We start from the raw sequence: 22,162 nt of genomic DNA, 5'->3' as shown, positions 1-22,162 counted from the left end.
ACTCTTGCCATGCCCCAAGGGGAGGGCGCATGATCTTCAAATAGCGCGAACGTAGCCACGCATCACCTGACCCAAGGAGGCGGAATGAGCGACACCGAAGACAGCGCAGGGCAGCAGGCAGCCGGGGCCACTGCGGGATTGGCCTACGGCAATGCGAATACCCAACGATCTTCTGTAATTTCCTTCCACCGACGAGAACTGGATACGATCCTCCGCCTGTATGGCAGGATGGTTGCCGATGGAGAATGGCGCGACTATGCCATTGATCTCCTGAAAGACAGGGCGGTGTTTTCCGTCTTTCGCCGCAGTTCCGAAATGCCACTTTTCCGTATTGAAAAGGACCCGAAACTTGCCCGGCGGCAAGGGACTTATTCCGTCGTTGCGGCCGGTGGCATGATTCTGAAACGCGGGCATGACCTGTCGCAGGTCCTGAAAGTTCTGGAGAAGAAGCGGCACTTGCGGTTGGTAGACGCCTAGAGCCTTTCCAGGCGAAGTGGATACCGGTTCGCCGTCCGGAAATGCACCAAATCAAATGCTTAGAGCACGTCGCGTGATTCAGTGAATGCGAGACGTGCTCTGAAAATCAGCTCTACGAGCGCAACAAAAAAGCCCGGCAGTTTGCCGGGCTTTCTTGTTTGTGTCTGAGCTGCCGCTTATTCGCGGTTGCCGAAGAGCTGCAACAGCATCAGGAACATGTTGATGAAGTCGAGGTAGAGGCGCAGCGCACCCATTACGGACTTCTTCATGGCTGCTTCGTCGCCGTCGCCTTCGTAGTACATTTCCTTGATCTGCTGCGTGTCATACGCGGTCAGGCCGGCAAACACGAGAACACCGATCACGGAAATCGCGAACTGCAGGGCAGAGGATTCCATGAAAATGTTCACGATCGAGGCAATGATGATGCCGATCAGGCCCATGAACAGGAACGAGCCCCACGCGGACAGGTCCTTCTTGGTGGTGTAGCCGAAGAGGCTAAGCGCACCGAAAGCTGCAGAGGTGATGAAGAACACGCGAGCAATCGAGCCACCGGTATAGACCAGGAAGATCGAGGACAGCGACACACCCATGACGGCTGCATAGGCCAGGAACATGGTCCGGGCTGCGGAAGCACTCATGGACTGGACGCGGAAGGAAAGCCACATCACCATTCCAAGCGGGGCCAGCATGACCACCCACTTCAGCGGGCTGCCGTAAAGGGTTGCGCCGAGCTGGGTCAGCATCTTGCCGTTCCCCAATTGGGCGACAGCCATGCTCGGGTCGGATGTTGTTGCCAGCATCGCGGTACCCAGCGCAAACAGGCCAGTCAGCGCCAGACCAAAGGTCATGTAATTGTAGACGCCCAGCATATAGGCGCGGAGGCCCTGATCGATGCCGGCCTCGGCATGGCTGCCGGCAACCGAATACGGAGCCTGTGTGTTCCGGTCGAAGGTCGACATATTCTGTGTTTTCCCCTTGTTCACGTTGCAAAAGCCAAGTCGGCTCTTGATGGATTTATACGACAATATGGGACTTGTCGGCGGCCACAACAAGCGCAAAAGGTGAAAAAAATCATTACAGAAATTTCATGTTGCACGCGGTGCGCGTGCAAACTTTTCATTTACCAATTCCGGCCGCCTTCAGAGGTTCCTGAGAACGGGAGCCGGTTTTTTGCCCAAGACCTTCCATGTGCCCACCAGTCCGAAGCCGACGGTAAGAACAAGGGCAGCAAATGCTGCTGCTGCGGCTGTGCCGGGAAGAAGAGTGAATTCCCCTCCCATGATCCGCGAGATCACGAACCAGGCTGCCAGTCCTCCGGCCACGAGGGCAAAGATCGCCGTCGAGATCCCGAGGATCGCATATTCCAGCCCGTAGGCGAGGATCAGGCGTCTCCGCGTGGCCCCGATGGTTTTCAGGATCACCGCGTCATAGATGCGGCTGCGGTGTCCGGCCGCAAGGGCTCCGGCGAGAACCAGAATGCTCGAGATCAGCGTCACCGACGAGGCCCCGCGCATGGCCCATGCCAATTGCTCGATCAGGTTATTGACCTGCGTGATCGCGTCTTTCACGCGAATGGTGGTCACGGTCGGGAAGGCATTGGCGACGGAGCGCATGACGTCCAGTTCACGGTCAAGTCCGGGATCCTTCTCCCAGCCAAGGGTCATGAGGTGGGAATGCGGGGCGCCTGCGAAGGTGTTCGGCGAAAAAACCAGCACGAAATTGATCGACATGGACTGCCATTCGATGTTGCGCGTGTTGGCGATTTCCGCCGTGATCTCGCGGCCCAGAACATTGACGGTCACTTCATCACCAAGCGCAAGACCCAGCTCCCGAAAGGCTTCGTCTTCGATGGAGACAAGCGGTTTGCCGCTATAGTTTTCCGGCCACCATTCACCCTGAATGATCTTGGAGTTTTCCGGCGGTGTTGCCTGATAGGTGATGCCGCGGTCGCCGCGCAGGACCCAGCCTGATCCGCCCGATGTATCGTAGTCCTCAGAGGCAATGCCTTTCAGGCGGGTGACACGCCCGCGCAGCATAGGCACGCTTTCGATGGTTCCGCCCGCAGCTTCTTTCGCAAGATGCGTCTGGAAAGCTTCGCGTTCATGGTTCTGGATGTCGAGGAAGAAGAAGCTTGGCGCTTCACCTGCAACGTTGGAACTCAGTTCACGGCGCAGGTTTCCATCGATCAGGGCCAGCGCCACGAGTAGGGAAAGCCCGAGGCCTAGAGACAGCACCACGGATGTTGTGAGGGCTCCGGGGCGATGAATGTTCGCAATTGCCAGACGCAGTTCAGTCGAGCGCACCTGTGGTGCCCGCCGGGCGAGGAACATGATTGCACGGGCAACCAGCGTCAGCAGCAGGAACGCACCGGCCGAGGCTGTGATATAGACCCAGGCGATGTTGCGATCATGGGAGAGCAACAGCGCGATCGATCCAAGTGCAACAATCATTGCAGCAGTTGCAACCAGATAGCGTTTGCGAGGCCGGGTGCGCTGACCGGACACTTGATCGCGGAAAAGCGCGGTTGGCGGGATGTCGTGAGCGCGGCCCAATGGCCATAGCGCGAAGGCAAGAGCCGTCAGAATTCCATAAAGAAGGCCAAGGAGAAGTTCTGTCGGGTAAATGCCAACAGCCAGTTCCACCGGCAGGACCCCGGAAAGGATGGTGCCAGCGACGAATGGAATGAGGGCGCCAAGGACCAGTCCGATAGTGATGCCAATGGACGCCAGAAGCATCATCTGTACGAGATAGACCTGAAACACGAAGCCGCCAGTGGCGCCAAGGCATTTGAAACTCGCGATCACTTCCCGTTTCGTTTCAAGATAGGCGCGTATGGCATTGGCAACCCCCACGCCACCAACGACCAGCGCAGTCAGGCCGACAAGAGTGAGAAACTGGGCGAACCGGGAAATGTTGCGTTGAAGGCCGGGGGACGCATTGGCGCGGGATTGTACGCGCCAACCGGACGTGGATTCCGTCTTTTCCGCCTCTTTCGCAATTTCCTCGAATTGTGAGACGCTGGTGCCGTCCGGCAATTTGATGCGATAGTGCCAGCGGACGAGGCTCCCCGGCTGGATCAGTCCGGTTGCATCAAGGGCGGCATCCGACACCATGAAGCGCGGGCCGAATTCCAGACCGCTTGCAAGTTTGTCGGGTTCATTGTCAATCACACCGGTGATCTTGAAGTCACCCTTGCCGAGCTTGATCATGTCGCCGACTGAGATGTTCAGCCGCGCAAGCAATGCGACATCGACGACAGCGCCCCACACCGCATCCTTTCGGGAAAGGGCATCTGCAAGATTGGCATCGCCCTGCAATGTCAATGTGCCGTAGAGCGGGTAGGCCTGATCCACCGCCTTCAGTTCCACAAGGGCCTGATCCACGCCATTGGGCAAGCGCGCCATGGCCCGAAGACTGGCAATCCGGGATATGTCCCCGAGGCTCTCCAGATAGGAAAGTTCAGCCTCATCTGCCTGTCTGTGAACCAGGGAAACGGACAGATCGCCGCCCAGAATAGATTGGCCTTCCGCCGAAATGCCCTCGGTGAGGGATCGCGACAGGGACGTGACCCCGGATATGGCCGCAACGCCAAGTGCGATGCAGGCAATGAAAATGTAGAAACCGCGCAGGCCGCCGCGGAGTTCGCGAAGAGCAAAGCGTGCGGCAAGGCGGAAACCGGTAGCCGAAGTGTTTTGGGGTTCTGCCCTTCGGACAAGACCGGTCATGCGCTCAGGCTCTCTTTTACCTGCAGATCGCCAGAGCCTTCTTCCTCAATTTCGCCCGATCGTACCCGGATCACACGATCACATTTTTCGGCAAGGGCCGGGTCATGTGTCACCAGAACGAGGGTCGTCTTGCGGTCCCGCTGGACGGAGAACATCAGGTCGACAATCTGAGCGCCGGTGGCTTCATCGAGATTTCCGGTCGGTTCATCGGCTATGAGGATTGCCGGTTCCACCACCAGAGCGCGCGCCACCGCCACTCGCTGTTGTTCGCCACCGGACATTTGCGCCGGATAATGATGCAGCCGGTGACCAAGCCCTACAGCCTCCAGTTCGGCGCGTGCCTTGTCGAAAGCGTCCTTTCGTCCCGCCAGTTCCAGCGGTACGGCCACATTTTCGAGGGCCGTCATATTCGGGATGAGATGGAAGGACTGGAAGATGATGCCGACATTTTGGCCCCGAAAGCGGGCAAGGGCATCTTCGGAAAGCGGGCCAAGGTTTTCGCCGGCCACTTCAACCGAGCCACTGTCGGAGCGTTCCAGACCGGCCATCACCATCAGCAAGGTTGACTTGCCTGAGCCCGATGGGCCAACAAGGCCAACAGACTGCCCCGCCGCGATATCGAGTGTGATGCCCTTGAGAATGTGGACCCGGCCAGCGCCGTCTCCGAGTGTCAAGTGCACATCCTTGAGCGCAATCGCTGGTCCGTCTGCCATATTCCAACCTATATAATTCCGAAAGGTGTTGCCGTGAGCCTGTGCTGGCCCCAATTGTCAGCATATGGTGTCATGATCGAGGCTTTCCAGACGGAAGATGAGCAATAAAGTGTATCGTTTTGTAATTATGGGCTTTGCATTGTTTCTTTCTGCCGCATTTGGCGCCGCGAAAGCCGAGACCATTCAACTCGTTGTCCTGGGCGACAGTTTGTCAGCCGGCTATCAGCTGGCTCCGGGCGAAGCCTTTCCCGCCCAGCTGGAAAAGGCGTTGAAGGAACGGGGGCATGACGTAACCGTGGTCAATGCGGGTGTGTCCGGGGACACCAGCTCCGGCGGACTTTCAAGGCTTGACTGGTCCGCAGGTCCTGAGACCGACGCGGTCATTCTGGAGCTCGGTGCCAATGACGCCTTGCGCGGTATTGCGCCTCAAGTCACGCGCAAGAACATCGAAGAGATGGTTCGGCGCCTGCGCGAGCGTGACGTGGAAGTCCTCGTTGCCGGGATGCTGGCTCCGCGCAATCTGGGTGAAGAATATGCCGCCGGGTTCGATCCGATTTACGCAGAAGTGGCTGCCGAGCACGGCGCGCTTCATTATCCGTTCTTTCTGGAAGGCGTTGCGCTGAACCCGGAGCTGAACCTTGCGGACGGAATGCATCCCAATGGACAGGGTGTCTCGGTGATTGTCTCGAATATCATGCCCCATGTCGAAGAGCTTCTGGCGCGTGTCGCCAACAAATGATTGAGGGCCTTGCCCGACTTCTCCTGACCCTAGCAAAACTCTCCGAGGATTGATCGATGGACTACCGACGGCTGGGCCGAACCGAACTTGATGTGAGTGCTGTCTGTCTGGGCACCATGACTTATGGGGAACAGAATACCGAGCGCGAAGGTCATGCGCAGATGGACGTTGCGCTGGAACATGGCGTCAATTTTTTCGATACGGCCGAGCTTTATCCGATCCCGCCCAATCGCGAGACGCAAGGCCGGACGGAACGCATCATCGGGACCTGGTTCAAGGCAAGGCGGACCCGCGATAAGGTTATTCTCGCCACCAAGGTGGTGGGTCGCACGGACATGGACTGGTTTCGCAAGGACGGCTCCCTCGGGCGTTTGACACGGCAGCAGATCGAGGAAGCCGTCAATCGAAGCCTGAAGAACCTGCAGACCGATTACATCGACCTGTATCAGGTGCACTGGTCTGACCGGAACATTTCCGGTTTTGGCGGCAATCCCACACGTTGGGTCGACGTCGAGCCGGTCGAGGATGAAAACTCGATCGAGAGCACGCTGGAAGTGATGCAGGATCTTGTGAAGGCGGGCAAGATCCGACATGTGGGCATTTCCAACGAAAGCTCCTGGGGCACGATGCGCTACATCACGGCGGCCGAGCGATATGGCTTGCCACGGGTTGCCTCCATCCAGAATGCGTATTCGCTGATCAACCGAACCTTTGAAGTGAACCTTGCCGAAGTGGCGCTGCGCGAGAATGTCGGTCTTCTGGCCTATTCGTCACTCGCCCAAGGCTATCTGACCGGAAAGTACCAAAATGGCGCGCTTCCTGCCGGAGCGCGCAAGACCCTGTTTAACCGGCTCCAGCGCTACGAAAAGCCTGGTGCTGCAGAAGCGGTTGCAGATTACGTGAAGGTGGCTGCAGATGCCGGGCTGGATCCTGCGCAGATGGCCATTGCCTTCGCGTTGTCGCGCAGCTTCATGACATCGGTGATCATCGGGGCGACGACCCTGCAACAGCTTGCCAACAATCTGGCGGCGGCTGATGTTCAGCTTGGCAAGGAGGTTCTGGACGCGATCGACGCTGTTCATCAGTTGCGTGGCAATACCTCACCTTGATCGCCGTGTTCAGTGCAAGGGTGCCGGGAATCATTCTTTCCTGATAGGGCAGTCTGATTGACATTTCTCCCACAGGTCGGTGGATCTGCTGGGGGAAAATGTCCATTTGAATGAACTTGTTACGTTTTTGGGTTGCGCTTTGGGCGCTCTTGTTTCCTGATGAATGTATCAGCGACAGGCAGAGGGGGTGTCCCATGCCGAGATTGTTCACAGGTCTTGAGATCCCGGCGCAAACCGGTCTCATGCTTTCCATGCTCCGGGGCGGTCTCAGGGGCGCTCGCTGGATTGATCCTGAATACTATCACATCACCTTGCGCTTCATTGGCGACATAGATGATCGCACGGCCGATGAAGTGGCCGAAGCGCTCGACAAGATCCGGCGATCCGCTATCACCATTCATCTCGATGGGCTCGGTTCTTTCGGAAACGGAAAGCCGCATGCGGTCTGGGCGCGGGTCGAGCCGAATGCCGAGCTCAGGGAACTTCAGGCGGAGCAGGAACGCATCTTCCAGCGCCTGCACTTGCCGCCGGATCGCCGAAAGTACATCCCGCATGTCACCCTTGCCCGCTGTCGAACGTCGACCAATGAGGATGTGGCCAAATGGCTGGCGGAGCGCGGCGGCTTCGAAGCAGCCCCGTTCGTGGCGGGACGTTTTGTCCTCTTTTCGGCGAAAGCAAGTGTCGGCGGTGGCCCATATCTCGTAGAGGAAGCCTACCCGCTTGCTGCGTGAAGCTCAGAGAATTGTTTCTTTTTGCAAACTGCCGTTCCTGTGAGGCTGGTCAACTTACCGACATGCTTTTCGTCGCGCGTTGAATTTGTCGGCCCGTCCAATCATTTTGCTTGAAAATATGTATAAGAGAGCTTCAACTACTATATATTCAATTATATATTGTAATTATTAAATTGTTTTCTATCTAAGGTTGTATTTTTTATTTGTTGCTTTCGAATTGTTAGAAGTAACAATCCCTGAAATCGATGTATCTATTAATTTTAAATTATCGAATTTCTTTCAGTTTTACGGGAAATATTCTTGTTCTCCCTCTCGCGGGGCAAATCGGAGGCACTCATGGCGCTAAGCAAGATCTTTTCCAGTTCGCCAATTTCCGTCCGGGTTGGGGCCATCTCGGTACTCTCTCTGTTGGCCATTCTTATTCTGGGTGGCACGTACTACTACAATTCGCGCGCTATCGATCATGAAATGGCTCGTCAGACCATCTACACCACAATCAACGAGCAGGTCGCAGACATACATGCGCACGCGCTGGAAATGCGTCGCACGAGCAAGGCCTTCCTGCTTACGAGCGACATGGATATCGCGGCCGCCTACGACCAGCACTATGCAGGTGCTCTGGACAAGCTGGAAAAACTGGCTACCTCGTCCGATGTGGCTGCAATCGAAACAGAAATTACCGAAGTCCGTGCAGGTTTGAAGGCTCACATGGCGGCCTTTTCTGTCCTTCGTGATCTCAATATCAAGATGGGTGTAACCGAGAAGGTAGGCCTTCGCGGCGACTTGCGGGCCGCAGTTCACGCAGTTGAGGAACAGTTGAAACTGGCGGATCTCGATGAGCTGACCATCAAAATGTTAATGATGCGCCGGCATGAGAAGGACTTCATGTTGCGCGGCGATGTGAAATACGTCGCTCGCATCGATGACCGTCGCAAGGAGTTCGATGCCCTGCTTGCCGAGGTGTCTCTTGCCGATAGCGAAAAGCGTGCAATCACGGAGCTCATGGACAAGTATCGGTCTGACTTCCATGCCTTTGCTGCTGCCTCAACAGACATTGCGGCGGAAATTACAGTCCTCAACGAGAAATTCCAGATCATCGAGCCGAGCTTTCAACGGATGAGCGATGTAGCGTTTGCCGGTAAGCGGAGAGCTCAAAAGAATGTAGAGGACACGCAGGAATTTGCCGGTACTGTATTCTTTGCGGTCGCTCTTGTAGCTGCGGTGATTTCCCTCCTGTCGGCCTGGCTTATCGGTCGAAGCATCACGCGCCCGGTCCGATCCCTTACGAATACCATGGGCGATCTAACAAGCGGAACGCTGGACATCACCGTGCCCTATACGGACAACACCAGTGAGATCGGCGATATCGCCCGTGCAATCGAGATCTTCCAGCAAAATGCCGTGCGCACGCGCCAACTGGAAGAAGAGCAGAAGCTTCAGGAAGAGCGGTCTGCGACTGAGAAACGGGAAATGATGGCACGGATTGCCAGCCAGTTCGAGGAAAGCGTCGGGGCCATTGTTGCCAATGTTTCCGGATCGACTGCCAAGCTGTCCGAAAGCGCCCGGTCCATGGCGTCTGCAACGGATATCACCACGCAGCGAGCTGAAACCGCATCCGTTGCCTCTGTATCGACCAGCGACAATGTTCAGCTCTTGGCTGCTGCTGCCGAAGAGATGAGCGCATCGATCAACCAGATCGGAGAGCAGGTCGGGCGGGCTTCAACGTCCTCCAAACAGGTTGCCGAAGAGGTGAATGTTGCCGACCAGCAGATGCAGAGCCTTGCGGAAATCGTCGATACGATCGGTGAGGTGGTCTCGATGATCTCGGATATTGCAGAACAGACCAACCTTCTGGCCCTGAATGCGACGATTGAATCGGCGCGCGCGGGCGAGGCGGGCAAGGGGTTTGCGGTCGTTGCCGCCGAAGTGAAGGCTCTGGCGAGCGAAACAGCCAAGGCGACCGAGAATATATCCGGCCTCATCAACCAGATTCAGGCGGAAACAAAGCTAGCGGTTGGCTCCATCGACAAGATCGGAAAGGTTGTTAGTGACCTTGAGGTGACCTCCAACGTGATCGCGGACCAGATGCGGGAGCAGGAGGAAACCACCCGCTCTGTTGCCCGCAATGTGGTTGAAGCCGCAGACGGGACAAAGAGCCTCTCTGACAGCGTCAGCGATGTGCAGTCGGCGACCCATGAGGCCCGCTCGGCGTCCGACGAAGTCATGGCCACAGCGGAAGAGCTCTCCCGTCAGTCCGCGCTGATGAAAGAGGAAGTCAATCGGTTCCTCGAACAGATCAAGGCCGCCTGATGATCAGTCGGTTGTGCCGGGCGTCTGGTTGAAGGCTTTGCCGGGGAGGAGGCGCTCGTAGATATCGAGCGTTGCCCCGGTCATGGCCTCAACCGAGAAAATTTTCTGAACATGGGAAAGGGCGCGAGCGGTCAAAGCTTCGCGCTCTTGTCCATTAAGGCTCAGCACGCTTTCAATGGCAGAGGCCAGCGCTTTCGCATCTCCCGGTGGGACATGCCAGCCGGTGCGGTCTGCGTCTGGCACGACCGGCGGGGCAAGAACGGTCTCGGGAACGGCTCCAAGTTTCGAGACGATGACCGGAACGCCGGCTGCTTGCGCTTCAACCGCAGCCCGGCCAAAGGCCTCCGGCTCGGTTGAGGCAATGACCGACAAGGTGCCAAGGGCGAGCGCTGCAGGAACATCCGAGCAGTGACCGACAATACGAACCTGATCTGCGAGATCCAGCTGGGCAATTTGGCTCTTCAGGCTTGCAAGATAGTCATTTCGCCCTTGTGCATCTCCGGCCAAAACGGCAACCGGTGCGGTCAATCCCTTGGCCTTTAGTTCTCCCATTGCCTCGATCAATACCCTTTGACCCTTCCAGCCGGTGAGCCGTGCAAGGTTGATGATAAGCGGACGATCCCTCGGCAAGTCCCATTGCGCGCGCAAAGCCTCTCTCCGGTCCTCGCTGACCGACGTGGGGTGGAGTTCGCGCATGTCGGAGCCTCTATAGACGGTGACAATGCGCCCCTTTGCGACGGGGTGACGGGCCTCGATCAGGTCAGCCGTGTATCGGGAGTTGGCGATGACGACGTCTCCGCGTGCCATCACTGAATTATAAAATGCCTTTGGTGCAGATTTCTGTCCGTAGATGCCGTGATAGGTTGTGACGAAGGGAATGCGGGCCTTGCGCGCGGCCCAGAGGGAGGACCATGCCGGGGCGCGGCTTCTGGCATGGATAAGGTCGACGCGATTGTCATCAATCACCTGTCGCAGACGTGCCGCGTTCCGCCATATCGTCCATGGGTTCTTGGACTTGACCGGTAGCACGATATGCCGCGCACCAAGGGTCTCCAGTTCGCTGACCATCCGCCCGCCCTGGCTGACGACAAGGGCTGTTCCTCCGCGCTCGATCACAGCTTTTGCCACATCAACTGTGGTGCGTTCCGCACCGCCGGTTTCCAGGTCCGGAATGACCTGAAGGATGACGGGAGCTGGTCCGGGTTTTGGTGATGAGGTCAAATCGAGGCTTCTTTTTCAAACTGGGCTGTGCCATTCGGAGAGCAGGGTAGAAGAGGCCTGCAGCTCCAAAGAGGCATAATATGATGCAAGAGGAACCGCAATTCCTGACTGTCGGAAACGGCGCGAGAGCGCGCGAGATTGCCTATCTGCACGAACCGGCAAGGGCGCGCGGCCCGGCAGAGGCTGGCGTGATGTGGTTGTCCGGATTCAAGTCCGACATGGCCGGTTCCAAGGCGGTTGCTGTTGCAGAATGGGCCGCGGAGAGGGGTGTTTCCTGCACGCGCCATGATTATTCGGGGCACGGTCGCAGCGCTGGCGACTTTGAAGATGCGTGTTTGTCCGACTGGCTTGAGGAAACCCTTGCTGTCTTCGATGCATGTTGCAAGGGGCCGACGATCATTATCGGATCTTCCATGGGGGGCTGGCTGGCCATGCTCTTGACCCTTGCCCGCCGCGAAACCGGATTGATCAAGGGACTTGTCCTGATTGCTCCTGCGGCCGACTTCACCGAAGAGCTGATGTGGAAGCATCGGTTCAGCGATGACATCCGGCAAACGATCATGGAAACCGGACGTTTCGAGCAACCGTCAGCCTATTCCGAAGATCCCTATGTCATCACACGCAAGCTGATCGAGGATGGCCGCAAGCATCTCATCTTGGACCGCCAGTTGAAGACAGGCTGCCCGGTCGCGATCCTTCAAGGAGTTCAGGACCCCGACGTTCCCTGGCAGCACGCCCAGCGACTGGCTGAAGCTCTGCCGCTGGATGATGTTTCTCTGACCCTGATCCCGGATGGCGACCACCGTCTGTCCCGCCCGCAGGACATTGAGCTGCTGTTGAAGACAGTTGAGGGGCTTATCTAGAGAGGAGTGGTTTCGCGGCCCTGTTTTTGTACCCGGTACCAGGCCCATAAGAGGCGTGCTGCAATGGAGCGCCATGGGGCCCATTTCTCCGCAATGGCATCAAGGTCGCGGATTTCAGGCCGGTCCGGCAGATTGAGTGCGGTTTGGGTTGCGACCCGTAACGCAAGGTCTCCGCTTGGAAAAATGTCGGTGTGACCGGCACAAAACACGAGGAACACGTCAGCTGACCAGCGACCGATCCCCTTGATCTTGCAAAGCGACTTGTGGGCTTCGCTTGCCGGGGCTAACGCCAGTTGTTCCAGATTGAGGCCCTTAGCAGTCGCCTCTGCGACTGCGCGCAAGGTGGCGACCTTGGCGCGCGATAGTCCCGCCTTTAAGAGGTCACTCTCGTCAGTCCGCAACAGCGTCTCCGCATCAAGCGGCTGAACGGTTTCCTCAAGTCTTTTGAAAATCGCGGCCGCGGCTGAGGTGGAAAGAAGCTGTCCGGTCACGATATGCGCAAGGCTGGCAAAATTGGCGGGATGACGCCGTAGTGGAACGTCATCGACGGCGTCAATAATCCGCGCAAGGCGATCATCCAGCTCGGCAAGAGCGGTCAATCCATCCGAGACATCCTGCAGGGAATTGATGATTTGCATGAGGGCTCGCCCGCCTGGATCTTCAGCCCCTGCAGTTGCAGAAAGCCACGTTCTTGCGTATCCGGTTTCAGATGAGCTCGACATCCCACCGCGTTTTCCGGTTTGCCCCCTCTCCTAACGGCCATCTGCATTTGGGTCACGCGCTTTCTGCGCTGTTGAACGTGGAGGCCGCCGAGCGGTTGGGTGGCACCGCGTTTTTGCGGGTGGAAAATATCGACGAAGCCAGATGCACGGCAAATCTGGAGCAGGACCTGTATGAGGACCTTGAGTGGATCGGCTATCCGCTTGTGGCGCCGATCTTGCGCCAGTCGGAAAGGTTCGAGGCTTACCGGTCAGCCTTGGTGCGGCTGGAAGAGATGGGGCTGGTCTATCGCGCCTACCTGACGCGAGCCGAAATCAAGCGCGCTGTCGGTGAGGCGGAAGCAAGGGGAATTGTGTGGCCGCGAGACCCGGATGGTGCGCCGCTCTATCCGAGGGACACAGCCGTCCTGACAGACGAGGAAATCCGCCGTCGCCGAGACAAGGATGCCCCTTATGCCTTGCGGTTGGACATGGCTGGGGCAGTCGCGCGGGCGGGTGCTGACCTGTCGTGGCAGGAGGCGGGTTCGGAAGGAACTGCTTTGGAAGATGCGCCGGAACGGATTATGGCAGAGCCCGCTCAATGGGGCGATGTCATTCTGGCTCGCAAGGACACGCCCACCAGCTATCACTTATCCGTTGTCGTGGATGATGCGGAGCAGGGCATTACCGATGTGCTTCGCGGCACGGACCTTTATGCTGCGACTTCCGTGCATCGTCTGTTACAGCGGCTTCTCGACCTTCCAGAACCCATTTACAGGCACCATCGGCTTATTCTTGGAGAGGATGGACGCAAACTCTCCAAATCTGCCCGGGACACGAGCCTCAGGATGTTGCGCGCCGAAGGCGTCTGTGTGTCCGATATCCGACGGTTGGTCGGTCTTGGCTGAAACAACTGGCAAGTCAGAGACCGGCGCGCCAGAATTCCACCAGATAGACCCAGATACCACAGGTCAGGACAGCTGCCGCCGTTGTCACCGTGATTGCGTTGGTTGACATCGCATGGCCCGTGCCGAAGCGGTTGGCGAAGATATAGGCATTGACTCCTGTCGGACAGGCGGCAGTCAAGGTTGCAACGCAGGTCCAAAGCGGCGGTAGGTGGATGACATAGGCGCCCATGACGAAGACCACCGCTGGCATCAGCAACATCTTGATCAGGCTGAGGGACAGGCCGGGAAGAATGTTTCCGCGCAGACCATAAAGCACCATGCTCATGCCGAGCGAAAGCAGCGCCACAGGTAGGGCTGTTGCCGCAATCCTGTTCAGCACGTCTTCCATAATGCCGGTCACAGGAAATCCGGTTGACCGCCACACAAGCGAACAGACAATCGCGATTGCGATCGGATTGGTGGCAAGGCTTTTGCCGATCTTCTTGAGCTGTGCAGCGATCGGTGCGGGTTTGCTCTGGTTGTCAATGGCTGCTGCCCGCTCCATCAGAACTGATGCAATGATGGTCATCATCGGTAGGTGGATGGAAATGATCACGAGGATGGCAATGAGGCCGTCGTCCCCATAGACCTGAGTGACAAGCGGAATGCCGACCATGACGGTGTTGGCAAAACCTGCGGAGATGCCGCCGATGACACCGGCACGTGCCTCGCGGCCAAAGCCATGGCGAATGACAAGTGTCCCGGCGGTCCAGGCCACCAGAATGCCGGAGAAATAGGTTGCCCACAGCGCCCAGGGTGACTGGCCGCCCAGATCCACGCCAGAGAGAGTGCGGAAAATCAGCACCGGAATTGCAATCACGTAGACATATTGTCCGAGTGCTTCGCCCACTTGTTCCGATAGCAGTTTGAAACGGGCCGTCAGGTACCCGACGCCTATCAGTACAAATACCGGTAGTGTTATGGACAAAATGGAGTTCAACATGGGACCGGTTGGCTGGAGGGGGCGAAATGCGTGGAATTAGGAGAAGTTAGCGCCCAAATCACCTTAGCAGAATTGTTTTTTTCGTTACGGTATGAGGAGATGAACTCAACCGGTTTGACCTTGCTGGCAGAAGGGAGGCCAAAAGCGTTGTCTTTTGGCGGGCCTTTGACCGGCATCTTGGAACGGATGCTTGCGCCTCATGTCTGATCTCAGGGATATCGATCAAAAACTTGCCCTGCTTGCGCATGACTTGCGCACACCGCTGTCTGCCATGCGCCTGACGGCGGATCTGATCGGTATTGGGACACTTTCTGACGACCAGCGGGATTATCTGCGCGTGCTCGTGAGTTCCATTGACAGTCTTTCCGTTATGACCACCGAGCTGGTGAATGCGGCTTCGAAGGCGAGTCATGAGGCCGCAGCAACTCGCGTGGAGGTGTTGCGTATTCTCAAGGATCAGACGGATCTTTTTCGCGTTTCCGCCGAGCAGAAGGGTCTCGAGCTGGCAGTGGATCTTGATCCGGCCTGTGTTGGCTGGAGTGTGGACCGGTCCGGTAACCTGACACGTGCGGTCGCCGCTCTTCTGCACAATGCAATCAAATATACTGAAAGCGGCAGGATTGTTCTGCGGGCATCTCCCTGTGTCAGTGGCTCGAATGTCAGCCACACACTCTTGCAGATTTCTGTCGAGGATTCCGGCCCCGGACTTGAGGCAGGGGAAGCCGAGCGCCTCTTTCGTCCCTTTGTCCGTGGCAGCGCCGGGCAGGACGATACGCCCGGTACCGGGCTGGGCCTATGGGGCGCATCGGAGTTGCTGAAGGAACTTGGCGGCGAATTACAGGTGTTTCCCGGCAAGGAACGCGGCAGCCGTTTTGTCATCACCTTGCCTGCGCGTCGTGATCTTGAGATTGACGAAGACCCGATGGACGAGGATTTCCAGCCTGAGCGACCCGCGCCGGAGGGGCCGCTTGATGCACGAATTCTGGTCGTTGATGATAACTCCACCAATCGGCGCCTGCTTCTGGCGTTGCTGGAATCCTTTGGGGCTGAATGTGTTGATGTGGCCAGTGGTGCGGAGGCCCGTGAAGCGCTTTCAAGGGAGCGGTTTGATCTGATCCTTCTTGATCTGAACATGCCGGGAATGAGCGGTCAGGAATGCGCCCGCGCCTGGGTGGCGGAGTTTGGCGATAGCCTTGCGCCCATCATTGCCGTAACGGCTGCAGTTGAGACAAATGACCTTGCAAGCCTTAGGGCTGACGGCATCCGTCAACTTGTTTCCAAGCCAATCTCCCCAGCGAGCTTCTACCGGGTGTTGGCTGATGCCTTGTCGGGAGCCAATGACCTTGTCGTATAGGGCATTGTTTCGCATGGCATCGGTTGATCCTTTGCGCTAAACAGCGCCCATGGCAGATACATCCAACCCAACCGGCAAGTTGCGCGGAACATTCAGCGTTCTCTGGAAAGCAGCGCGCGCGCATCCGTTTCTTGCCCTTTGCATCTACATTGCCGTCGTCTCGGCCTTCTTTCTGGTTTTCCCGAAAGTTGACCTTTGGGGCAGCGGACTTTTCTATGTCGATGGTGCGGGATTTGTCGCCGAGCAGAACGCCTTCCTTCAAAAGGTGCGCCACCTTGGTCCCTATCTGGTGAAGTGGGTGGCAATTGGTGCAGTGGGCGTACTGCTGCTCAAGCTCCTCTTGCCAAGTCGGCCAGCCATCCTGCCGCTGCGCATACCCACATTTCTCGTGACCACGCTGATCCTTGGGCCGGGCGTTCTGGTGAACTCGATCCTGAAGGACAATTGGGGACGGCCACGGCCTCGTTCTGTGGAGGAATTTGGCGGTGACCTGCCGCATCAGCTGGTCTGGATACCGACCGATTATTGCGACAGTAACTGCTCGTTTGTTTCCGGTGAGGCATCGGCTGCGATCTGGCTGGTTGGAATTGCCCTCATTGTGCCTGTTGCATGGCGCTTGGCCGTGCTGGCCTTTACCCTGCCGCTTTGCCTGATCCTGTCGGTCAACCGGGTCGCCTTCGGCGGGCACTTCCTGTCAGATACGCTCTTGTCCTGGGGTGTGACGCTCTTGCTGATGCTGAGTGTTAACTGGTTGCTTTACAAGGCGCCTTTCCACCCGACTGACAAGGGTATGGACACCGCCATGACACGCATGGGCGAAAAGCTGCATGACTGGGCTGGTCGTCTGTGGCGTGCCGGTCGACGCAAATTTGCCTCGGCTCGTGGATCGGACGGATAAGGTTCGAACGGGTCAGGGATAGTGTCGCAGAAGGTCCGTGCAGCCTTCCAGGACGAGCTGGTACACAAGCTCAAAACCGTCGGGGCCACCATAATAGGGGTCGGGCACGTTTCTCTGCGGGGATTCCAGCAGCATCCGCAATTTGGCCTTTGCGTCGGACGGTTTTTGTCCCCGCAAGGTGCGCAGGTTGTCTGCGTCCATGGCGACCATCAGGTCAAACGTGTCAAAGTCTGAGGCACGGATCTGACGCGCTCGCTGGGCGGAAATGTCTATTCCATGCTTGCGTGCAATGTCGATCGACCGCGGATCGGGAGGGTCTCCCTGATGCCAGCCGCCGGTCCCTGCAGACTCGATGACAAAGTCCGCCTCTCTTCCGGCAGCCTGGACCACATGGCGAAAAATGCCCTCCGCCAAGGGTGAGCGGCAGATGTTGCCAAGGCAGACGAATAATACTGAGGGCACGGATCCGATCCCCTTCCCAATCCAGCCGCTTGAATAGACCGTTTCCCCTAGGTCAGAATAACAGCGATACCCTATAATAATGGAATTGCAGAGGCAGGAGGCAAGGATCATGGACCAATTGATGAGGCAGGAAGCCGCAGCCCGTCTCGAAGAACTTCCGGGCTGGGCACTCGCTGACAACCGCGATGCGCTTGTCCGGCGATTTGTTTTTGCCGACTTCGTTCAAGCCTTTGCCTTCATGAGCCGTGTTGCGGAGGTTGCCGAAGCACTGAACCATCACCCGGAATGGACCAATGTCTATCGCATGGTGGATGTGGCCCTGACCACGCATGACGTGGGCGGTCTGAGCGAGCTTGATTTCAGACTTGCTGCACGCATGAGCGAGATCGAGGCTCAGACCAGGGCCGGTTAGGCACTTTAATCCGTGCCCTTGCGAATAAGGAAGCTGCCGCTCTCGCCGTCTGTTTGCTTGTCTTCGAGGGTGTGGCCAGCTTCGTTGCAGAAATGCGGAATGTCGATGGCTGCCATCGGGTCTGTGGTCAGGACCATTAACCGGTCTCCGGGCTTCAGGCTGGCCAGAGCCTTTCTGGTCTTCAGAACCGGGAGCGGGCATTTGAGGCCCTTCAAGTCGAGAGAAGTGGGTTCGCTCACGGCGGTTTTGCCCCTGTTGCAATTGATGTTGGCCAAAGAAGTCCTTACCTCATTGGGACATTTGATTGTTCCCTCCAATAGGTCAAGGTCCGGATATGGCTCATTCACTTTCTTCTGCGGTTGATGTTCTCGAGTTCTGGTGGGATGCGGGGCCATCCAAGTGGTTTGCCAAGAACGACAAGTTTGATCACGAGTGCAAGACGCGCTTTGTGCATCTGATCGAAGCGGGTCAGGAGGGGGAGCTTGACCACTGGGCGGAGACACCAGTTGGCATGCTGGCGCTGATCATCGTCCTCGATCAATTCTCCCGAAATGTGTTCCGCGCCTCGCCAAGGGCCTTTGAAAGTGATGCAAAGGCTCTGGAGCTTGCCCGGCAAGCCGTTGCCAAAGGTTATGACAAGGCTTTTCCAAAGGACGTGCGCTCGTTTTTCTATCTGCCGTTTGAGCACGCGGAAGATATGGATGCGCAAGAGACTTCGGTTGATCTGTTCCGGGTGCTGGGAAATCAGGAGGCCTATCTTTATGCCTTGATCCACATGGATGTGATCCGGCGGTTTGGGCGCTTTCCGCATCGAAACAAGGTGCTTGGCCGGGAGTCCACGCAAGCGGAGAGGGACTATATGGAAAATGGCGGTTTTTCCGCCTGATCCGGAACCAAGTGTCATGATTAAAAAGTAATCATCATATAATTTGTGATCGAAAATTAGGCAAAGCGCGCATCCGTCTTGGCTGCTGTGCGCCTGTATTTCCCGCATCGAAAAGAAGAAAACCCGCGGATTTCCGCGGGTTTTTTCGTTCCTCTCTGCAATTGGCACAGTGTTTGAAAAGAGAAGCCTGAGCCGGACCGCTTGTTCAAGTGCGTTCGGGCCCCTCACGGGGATGAAAGCGGGTTCGGCCCAACGGGCTGGTCTTTGGAAAGGAATGGAACGAGCAATGAAAATCGTGATGGCAATCATAAAGCCGTTCAAGCTCGACGAAGTGCGGGATGCCTTGACCGGCATCGGCGTCCAGGGCCTGACAGTTACAGAAGTGAAAGGGTACGGTCGCCAGAAAGGCCATACCGAGATTTATCGCGGGACCGAATATGCGGTCAGCTTTCTTCCCAAACTGAAAATCGAAGTCGTCGTGGCTGCAGATGTTGCCGACAAGGTCGTCGAGGTCATCTCGGGCGCCGCCAAGACCGGCCAGATCGGCGACGGCAAGATCTTCGTTCACTCCATTGATCAGGTTGTCCGGATCCGTACCGGCGAAACCGACGCTGAAGCCCTCTAGAAAAGCGGGAACTACCCTCATGTACACACGTGTCTCAAAAGGTGCAGCGTTGCTCACCGCTCTCTTCATCGGTGCTACGCCGGCATTTGCTCAGGATGCTGCGCCCGCCGTGTCACCTGAAGTCCAGTATATCTTCAACACCCTGTTGTTCCTGATCGGTGGCTTTCTGGTCATGTGGATGGCGGCAGGTTTTGCCATGCTGGAGGCCGGTCTCGTACGCACCAAGAACGTTTCCATGCAGTGCCTGAAGAACATTGCGCTCTATTCCATCGCAGGCCTGATGTTCTGGATCACCGGTTACAACCTCATGTATACCGGCGTTGACGGTGGCTTTATCGGCTCCTTCGGGCCCTACAGCTTCGACCCGGTTGGCGGCAATGCGCTGGATACCGGCTATTCCACGGCATCCGACTGGTTCTTCCAGATGGTGTTCTGTGCAACGACTGCGTCCATCGTGTCCGGCACGCTTGCCGAGCGCATCAAGCTGTGGCCGTTCCTCATCTTCACGGTGGTCCTGACCGGCTTCATCTATCCGATCGCAGGGTCCTGGCAGTGGGGTGCCGGCTGGTTGTCCGAAATGGGCTTTGCTGACTTTGCCGGATCCACACTGGTTCACTCTGTCGGTGGCTGGGCGGCTCTCTCCGGTGCGCTGATTCTCGGTGCGCGGACCGGAAAGTACGGAGCAAATGGTCAGGTGACACCGCTGCCGGGTTCCTCCATGCCGCTCGCGACGCTCGGAACCTTCATCCTCTGGCTCGGTTGGTTCGGCTTCAACGGCGCTTCCCAGCTTGCCATGGGAACAATCGGTGATGTGTCCGACATTTCCCGCATCTTTGCGAACACCAACATGGCAGCAGCTGCCGGTGTGGTCGTGACCATTGTCCTGACCCAGATCATGTACAAGAAGGTCGACGTGACGATGGCGCTCAATGGCGCATTGGCTGGCCTTGTCTCCATTACGGCAGAGCCGCTTGCCCCAAGCGTCTTCCAGGCTGTCCTTATCGGTGGTGTTGGTGGTGCAATCGTCGTCTTCGTGGTGCCGCTTCTCGACAAACTCAAGATCGATGATGTTGTCGGTGCCATCCCGGTCCACCTTGTCGCCGGTGTCTGGGGAACCCTCATCGTGCCGCTGTCCAACTCGGATGCGTCCTATGGCACCCAGCTGACCGGCATCGTTGCCTATGGTGCCTTCACCCTGGCAGCCAGCACGGCCTTCTGGTTCCTTCTCAAGGCGACCATGGGCATCCGTGTCACCAAGGAAGAAGAGGCCCTCGGTTTGGACAAGGTCGAAATCGGTATCGAGGCTTACCCGGAATTCGGGACCGGTTCGCAGCGGTTCTAAGCTGCGATCCTTGCCAAGACTCTCGGTGTCAAGGAGCCGACACCGCACCTCACGCCCAGGGCGCTTGCCCTGGGTATTTTTTAGGCATTTGTCCATGTGGTTGAAAAATAGAGGCTATTGCTGGTTTGAAGGTTGCTGTCAGGCAGTCTTTTATCGGAAATAGGCCTGTCTGATCATTTCATAGGCAGTTTTGACAGGCAAATGCGTCAAAAACCGCCTTTTTCTTCGCATCTACATGTTCTCCACTTTGTCGTTCTCGGAAAAGCCTTTTGCAAACAATGCTCTGCCGATTTGGCATGCAGTTTGATTAGTGGCGTCCCACGGGTGCCCGAAAATCGGGCAGAGTGCGTAGGGAGAGGTGCAAATGTCTGACGCTTCGGTGGGCGGCGACGTCTTTTTTGTCCTGATGGGCGCCATTTTGGTTTTTGCCATGCATGGAGGATTTGCGTTTCTGGAGGTGGGAACGGTCCGGCAAAAGAACCAGGTCAATGCGCTGGTCAAGATCCTCGTGGACTTCGCCCTTTCTACTGTGGCGTATTTCTTCGTTGGTTATGCGGTGGCCTATGGCACGACGTTCTTCGTCAATGCAGCGACCTTGTCCGGTGGCGGTGAGGGCTTCGAGTTGCAGGGCCTCACGCTTGTGAAGTTCTTCTTCCTGACGACCTTTGCAGCGGCCATTCCGGCCATCATTTCCGGCGGGATTGCCGAACGCATGAAGTTCTTGCCGCAATGTCTTGCCACTGTGGTTCTGGTGGGGATTGCCTATCCGCTCTTTGAAGGAATGATCTGGAACGGCAATTTCGGTTTTCAGGCAGCACTTGAGGCGACGTTCGGGGCGGCCTTCCACGATTTTGCGGGATCTGTGGTTGTCCACGCCGTCGGTGGCTGGATTGCGCTGGGGGCTGTTCTTCTGCTCGGTGCGCGCAAGGGACGGTACACGAAGCAAGGGCAGCCGATCGGCATTCCGCCGTCGTCCCTGCCGTGGCTCGCGATGGGCTCCTGGATGCTGTGCGTCGGCTGGTTTGGCTTCAATGTCATGACGGCAGGTTCGCTGAACGCGGCCTCCGGTCTTGTTGCCATCAATTCGCTCATGGCGATGGTGGGCGGCATTTTGACAAGTCTGATCGTCGGTCGAAATGATCCGGGCTTCGTCCACAATGGCGCACTTGCCGGGCTCGTTGCCGTGTGCGCCGGATCGGACCTGATGCACCCGATCGGCAGCCTGATCGTCGGGGGCGTTGCCGGTGCTGTCTTTGTGAAAGGCTTTGAAATCTGCCAGAACAAGCTGAAGATCGATGACGTTCTCGGCGTCTGGCCGCTTCACGGCATTTGTGGTGCCTGGGGCGGCATTGCTGCCGGTATCTTCGGGCTGGAGGCTCTTGGGGGGCTTGGCGGGGTTTCGCTCATGTCGCAGATCGTCGGCACTGTCATCGGTGCAGCCTACGCGTTCGGGGTTGGATATGTGGTCTACGGTGTCCTCAAGAGCGTGATGGGCCTTCGGCTTTCCGAAGAAGAAGAGTACATGGGCGCGGATCTGGCCATCCACAAGATCGGCTCCCATCCGGAGCAGGACCTCGTCGGCCGATAGTCATTCGATCGCCCGTGCCCCATTTCTGGTCACGGGCGATCCTGCACAATTTTTCGTCAATAGTTACGCTTGGTAAGTTATATGCGATCAATTTTGCTGTATCGACGCGAAAAACGGCG

At 57.3% G+C, this 22,162-nt stretch carries 22 protein-coding genes; 14 read left to right on the top strand and 8 right to left on the bottom strand.

The window, feature by feature from the left end; all coding sequences use genetic code 11:
* Positions 1–84 precede the first annotated feature (84 nt).
* A complete protein-coding gene (locus F0155_RS09385; RefSeq protein ID WP_150524226.1) occupies positions 85–477 on the top strand; it encodes a DUF2794 domain-containing protein in 393 nt (130 codons plus the stop codon).
* Between the two features lie 176 nt (positions 478–653).
* On the opposite strand, the gene F0155_RS09380 is transcribed toward F0155_RS09385, so the two are convergent.
* The 3 genes from F0155_RS09380 to F0155_RS09370 form a co-directional block, all read right to left on the bottom strand.
* Positions 654–1,436 carry a Bax inhibitor-1/YccA family protein gene (locus tag F0155_RS09380; RefSeq protein ID WP_150524225.1) on the bottom strand — a complete coding sequence of 261 codons (783 nt, stop codon included), beginning with the start codon at positions 1,434–1,436 and terminating at the stop codon, positions 654–656.
* A 180-nt stretch (positions 1,437–1,616) separates the two neighbouring features.
* Entirely contained in the window at positions 1,617–4,202 is a 2,586-nt protein-coding gene (locus tag F0155_RS09375; RefSeq protein WP_150524224.1) for an ABC transporter permease, read from the bottom strand.
* Entirely contained in the window at positions 4,199–4,915 is a 717-nt protein-coding gene (locus F0155_RS09370) for an ABC transporter ATP-binding protein (protein WP_150524223.1), read from the bottom strand. The genes F0155_RS09375 and F0155_RS09370 overlap by 4 nt, the downstream gene beginning before the upstream one ends.
* Before the next feature lie 97 nt (positions 4,916–5,012).
* On the opposite strand from F0155_RS09370, the gene F0155_RS09365 reads away from it, so the two are divergent.
* The 4 genes from F0155_RS09365 to F0155_RS09350 all read left to right on the top strand — a co-directional run bounded on the left by F0155_RS09365 (position 5,013) and on the right by F0155_RS09350 (position 9,804).
* Positions 5,013–5,654, top strand: a complete 642-nt coding sequence (locus tag F0155_RS09365; protein ID WP_150524222.1) for an arylesterase — start codon at positions 5,013–5,015, stop codon at positions 5,652–5,654.
* A 56-nt stretch (positions 5,655–5,710) separates the two neighbouring features.
* The gene (locus tag F0155_RS09360) at positions 5,711–6,763 is read left to right on the top strand and encodes an aldo/keto reductase (RefSeq protein WP_150524221.1); all 1,053 of its coding nucleotides are present in this window, start codon (positions 5,711–5,713) and stop codon (positions 6,761–6,763) included.
* Positions 6,764–6,957: 194 nt separating this feature from the next.
* On the top strand, positions 6,958–7,494 hold the full coding sequence (thpR, locus tag F0155_RS09355; RefSeq protein WP_150524220.1) for an RNA 2',3'-cyclic phosphodiesterase: 537 nt from the start codon (positions 6,958–6,960) through the stop codon (positions 7,492–7,494).
* Between the two features lie 336 nt (positions 7,495–7,830).
* Positions 7,831–9,804, top strand: a complete 1,974-nt coding sequence (locus F0155_RS09350) for a methyl-accepting chemotaxis protein (protein ID WP_150524219.1) — start codon at positions 7,831–7,833, stop codon at positions 9,802–9,804.
* A 3-nt stretch (positions 9,805–9,807) separates the two neighbouring features.
* Here the strand turns inward: F0155_RS09350 and F0155_RS09345 are convergent, their stop codons facing one another.
* Positions 9,808–11,025 (bottom strand): glycosyltransferase family 4 protein, encoded by a 1,218-nt coding sequence (locus tag F0155_RS09345; protein ID WP_204934420.1) that lies wholly within the window; start codon positions 11,023–11,025, stop codon positions 9,808–9,810.
* Between the two features lie 80 nt (positions 11,026–11,105).
* Here F0155_RS09345 and F0155_RS09340 point away from each other — a divergent pair, with 80 nt between their 5' ends.
* A complete protein-coding gene (locus tag F0155_RS09340) occupies positions 11,106–11,888 on the top strand; it encodes an alpha/beta hydrolase (RefSeq protein ID WP_150524218.1) in 783 nt (260 codons plus the stop codon).
* Here the strand turns inward: F0155_RS09340 and F0155_RS09335 are convergent.
* Positions 11,885–12,526 (bottom strand): DNA-3-methyladenine glycosylase family protein, encoded by a 642-nt coding sequence (locus F0155_RS09335; protein ID WP_150524217.1) that lies wholly within the window; start codon positions 12,524–12,526, stop codon positions 11,885–11,887. The genes F0155_RS09340 and F0155_RS09335 overlap by 4 nt on opposite strands.
* Before the next feature lie 71 nt (positions 12,527–12,597).
* Between F0155_RS09335 and gluQRS the strand changes: the two genes are divergently transcribed.
* The gene (gene gluQRS, locus F0155_RS09330; protein ID WP_150524216.1) at positions 12,598–13,494 is read left to right on the top strand and encodes a tRNA glutamyl-Q(34) synthetase GluQRS; all 897 of its coding nucleotides are present in this window, start codon (positions 12,598–12,600) and stop codon (positions 13,492–13,494) included.
* 13 nt (positions 13,495–13,507) lie between these two features.
* Here gluQRS and F0155_RS09325 read toward each other — a convergent pair whose 3' ends face one another.
* A complete protein-coding gene (locus F0155_RS09325; RefSeq protein WP_150524215.1) occupies positions 13,508–14,476 on the bottom strand; it encodes an AEC family transporter in 969 nt (322 codons plus the stop codon).
* Between the two features lie 199 nt (positions 14,477–14,675).
* Between F0155_RS09325 and F0155_RS09320 the strand changes: the two genes are divergently transcribed.
* Both F0155_RS09320 and F0155_RS09315 read left to right on the top strand, forming a co-directional pair.
* The gene (locus tag F0155_RS09320) at positions 14,676–15,830 is read left to right on the top strand and encodes an ATP-binding response regulator (protein ID WP_150524214.1); all 1,155 of its coding nucleotides are present in this window, start codon (positions 14,676–14,678) and stop codon (positions 15,828–15,830) included.
* A 49-nt stretch (positions 15,831–15,879) separates the two neighbouring features.
* On the top strand, positions 15,880–16,728 hold the full coding sequence (locus tag F0155_RS09315) for a phosphatase PAP2 family protein (RefSeq protein ID WP_150524213.1): 849 nt from the start codon (positions 15,880–15,882) through the stop codon (positions 16,726–16,728).
* 12 nt (positions 16,729–16,740) lie between these two features.
* On the opposite strand, the gene F0155_RS09310 is transcribed toward F0155_RS09315, so the two are convergent.
* A complete protein-coding gene (locus tag F0155_RS09310) occupies positions 16,741–17,190 on the bottom strand; it encodes a low molecular weight protein-tyrosine-phosphatase (RefSeq protein ID WP_244303494.1) in 450 nt (149 codons plus the stop codon).
* A gap of 109 nt (positions 17,191–17,299) precedes the next feature.
* Here F0155_RS09310 and F0155_RS09305 point away from each other — a divergent pair, with 109 nt between their 5' ends.
* Positions 17,300–17,602: a 4a-hydroxytetrahydrobiopterin dehydratase gene (locus F0155_RS09305; RefSeq protein WP_150524211.1), complete on the top strand. Its 303-nt coding sequence runs from the start codon at positions 17,300–17,302 to the stop codon at positions 17,600–17,602.
* Between the two features lie 5 nt (positions 17,603–17,607).
* Here the strand turns inward: F0155_RS09305 and F0155_RS23910 are convergent, their stop codons facing one another.
* Positions 17,608–17,841, bottom strand: coding sequence for a sulfurtransferase TusA family protein (locus F0155_RS23910; protein WP_244303493.1), 234 nt, complete (start codon positions 17,839–17,841; stop codon positions 17,608–17,610).
* Between the two features lie 95 nt (positions 17,842–17,936).
* Between F0155_RS23910 and F0155_RS09295 the strand changes: the two genes are divergently transcribed.
* From F0155_RS09295 to F0155_RS09280, 4 genes are all read left to right on the top strand, one after another.
* Positions 17,937–18,488 carry a DUF924 family protein gene (locus F0155_RS09295; RefSeq protein WP_150524209.1) on the top strand — a complete coding sequence of 184 codons (552 nt, stop codon included), beginning with the start codon at positions 17,937–17,939 and terminating at the stop codon, positions 18,486–18,488.
* Positions 18,489–18,774: 286 nt separating this feature from the next.
* Entirely contained in the window at positions 18,775–19,113 is a 339-nt protein-coding gene (locus tag F0155_RS09290; RefSeq protein WP_192913792.1) for a P-II family nitrogen regulator, read from the top strand.
* A gap of 19 nt (positions 19,114–19,132) precedes the next feature.
* Positions 19,133–20,455 (top strand): ammonium transporter, encoded by a 1,323-nt coding sequence (locus F0155_RS09285; protein WP_150524207.1) that lies wholly within the window; start codon positions 19,133–19,135, stop codon positions 20,453–20,455.
* A 364-nt stretch (positions 20,456–20,819) separates the two neighbouring features.
* Positions 20,820–22,043 carry an ammonium transporter gene (locus F0155_RS09280; RefSeq protein WP_150524206.1) on the top strand — a complete coding sequence of 408 codons (1,224 nt, stop codon included), beginning with the start codon at positions 20,820–20,822 and terminating at the stop codon, positions 22,041–22,043.
* Positions 22,044–22,162: the final 119 nt, after the last annotated feature.

Origin of the sequence: Roseibium sediminis (assembly GCF_008711325.1) — a bacterium.
Classification (GTDB): Bacteria; Pseudomonadota; Alphaproteobacteria; order Rhizobiales; family Stappiaceae; genus Roseibium; species Roseibium sediminis.
Note: the sequence above shows the minus strand (reverse complement) of the source record. Positions and strands in the feature narration are given on the sequence as shown.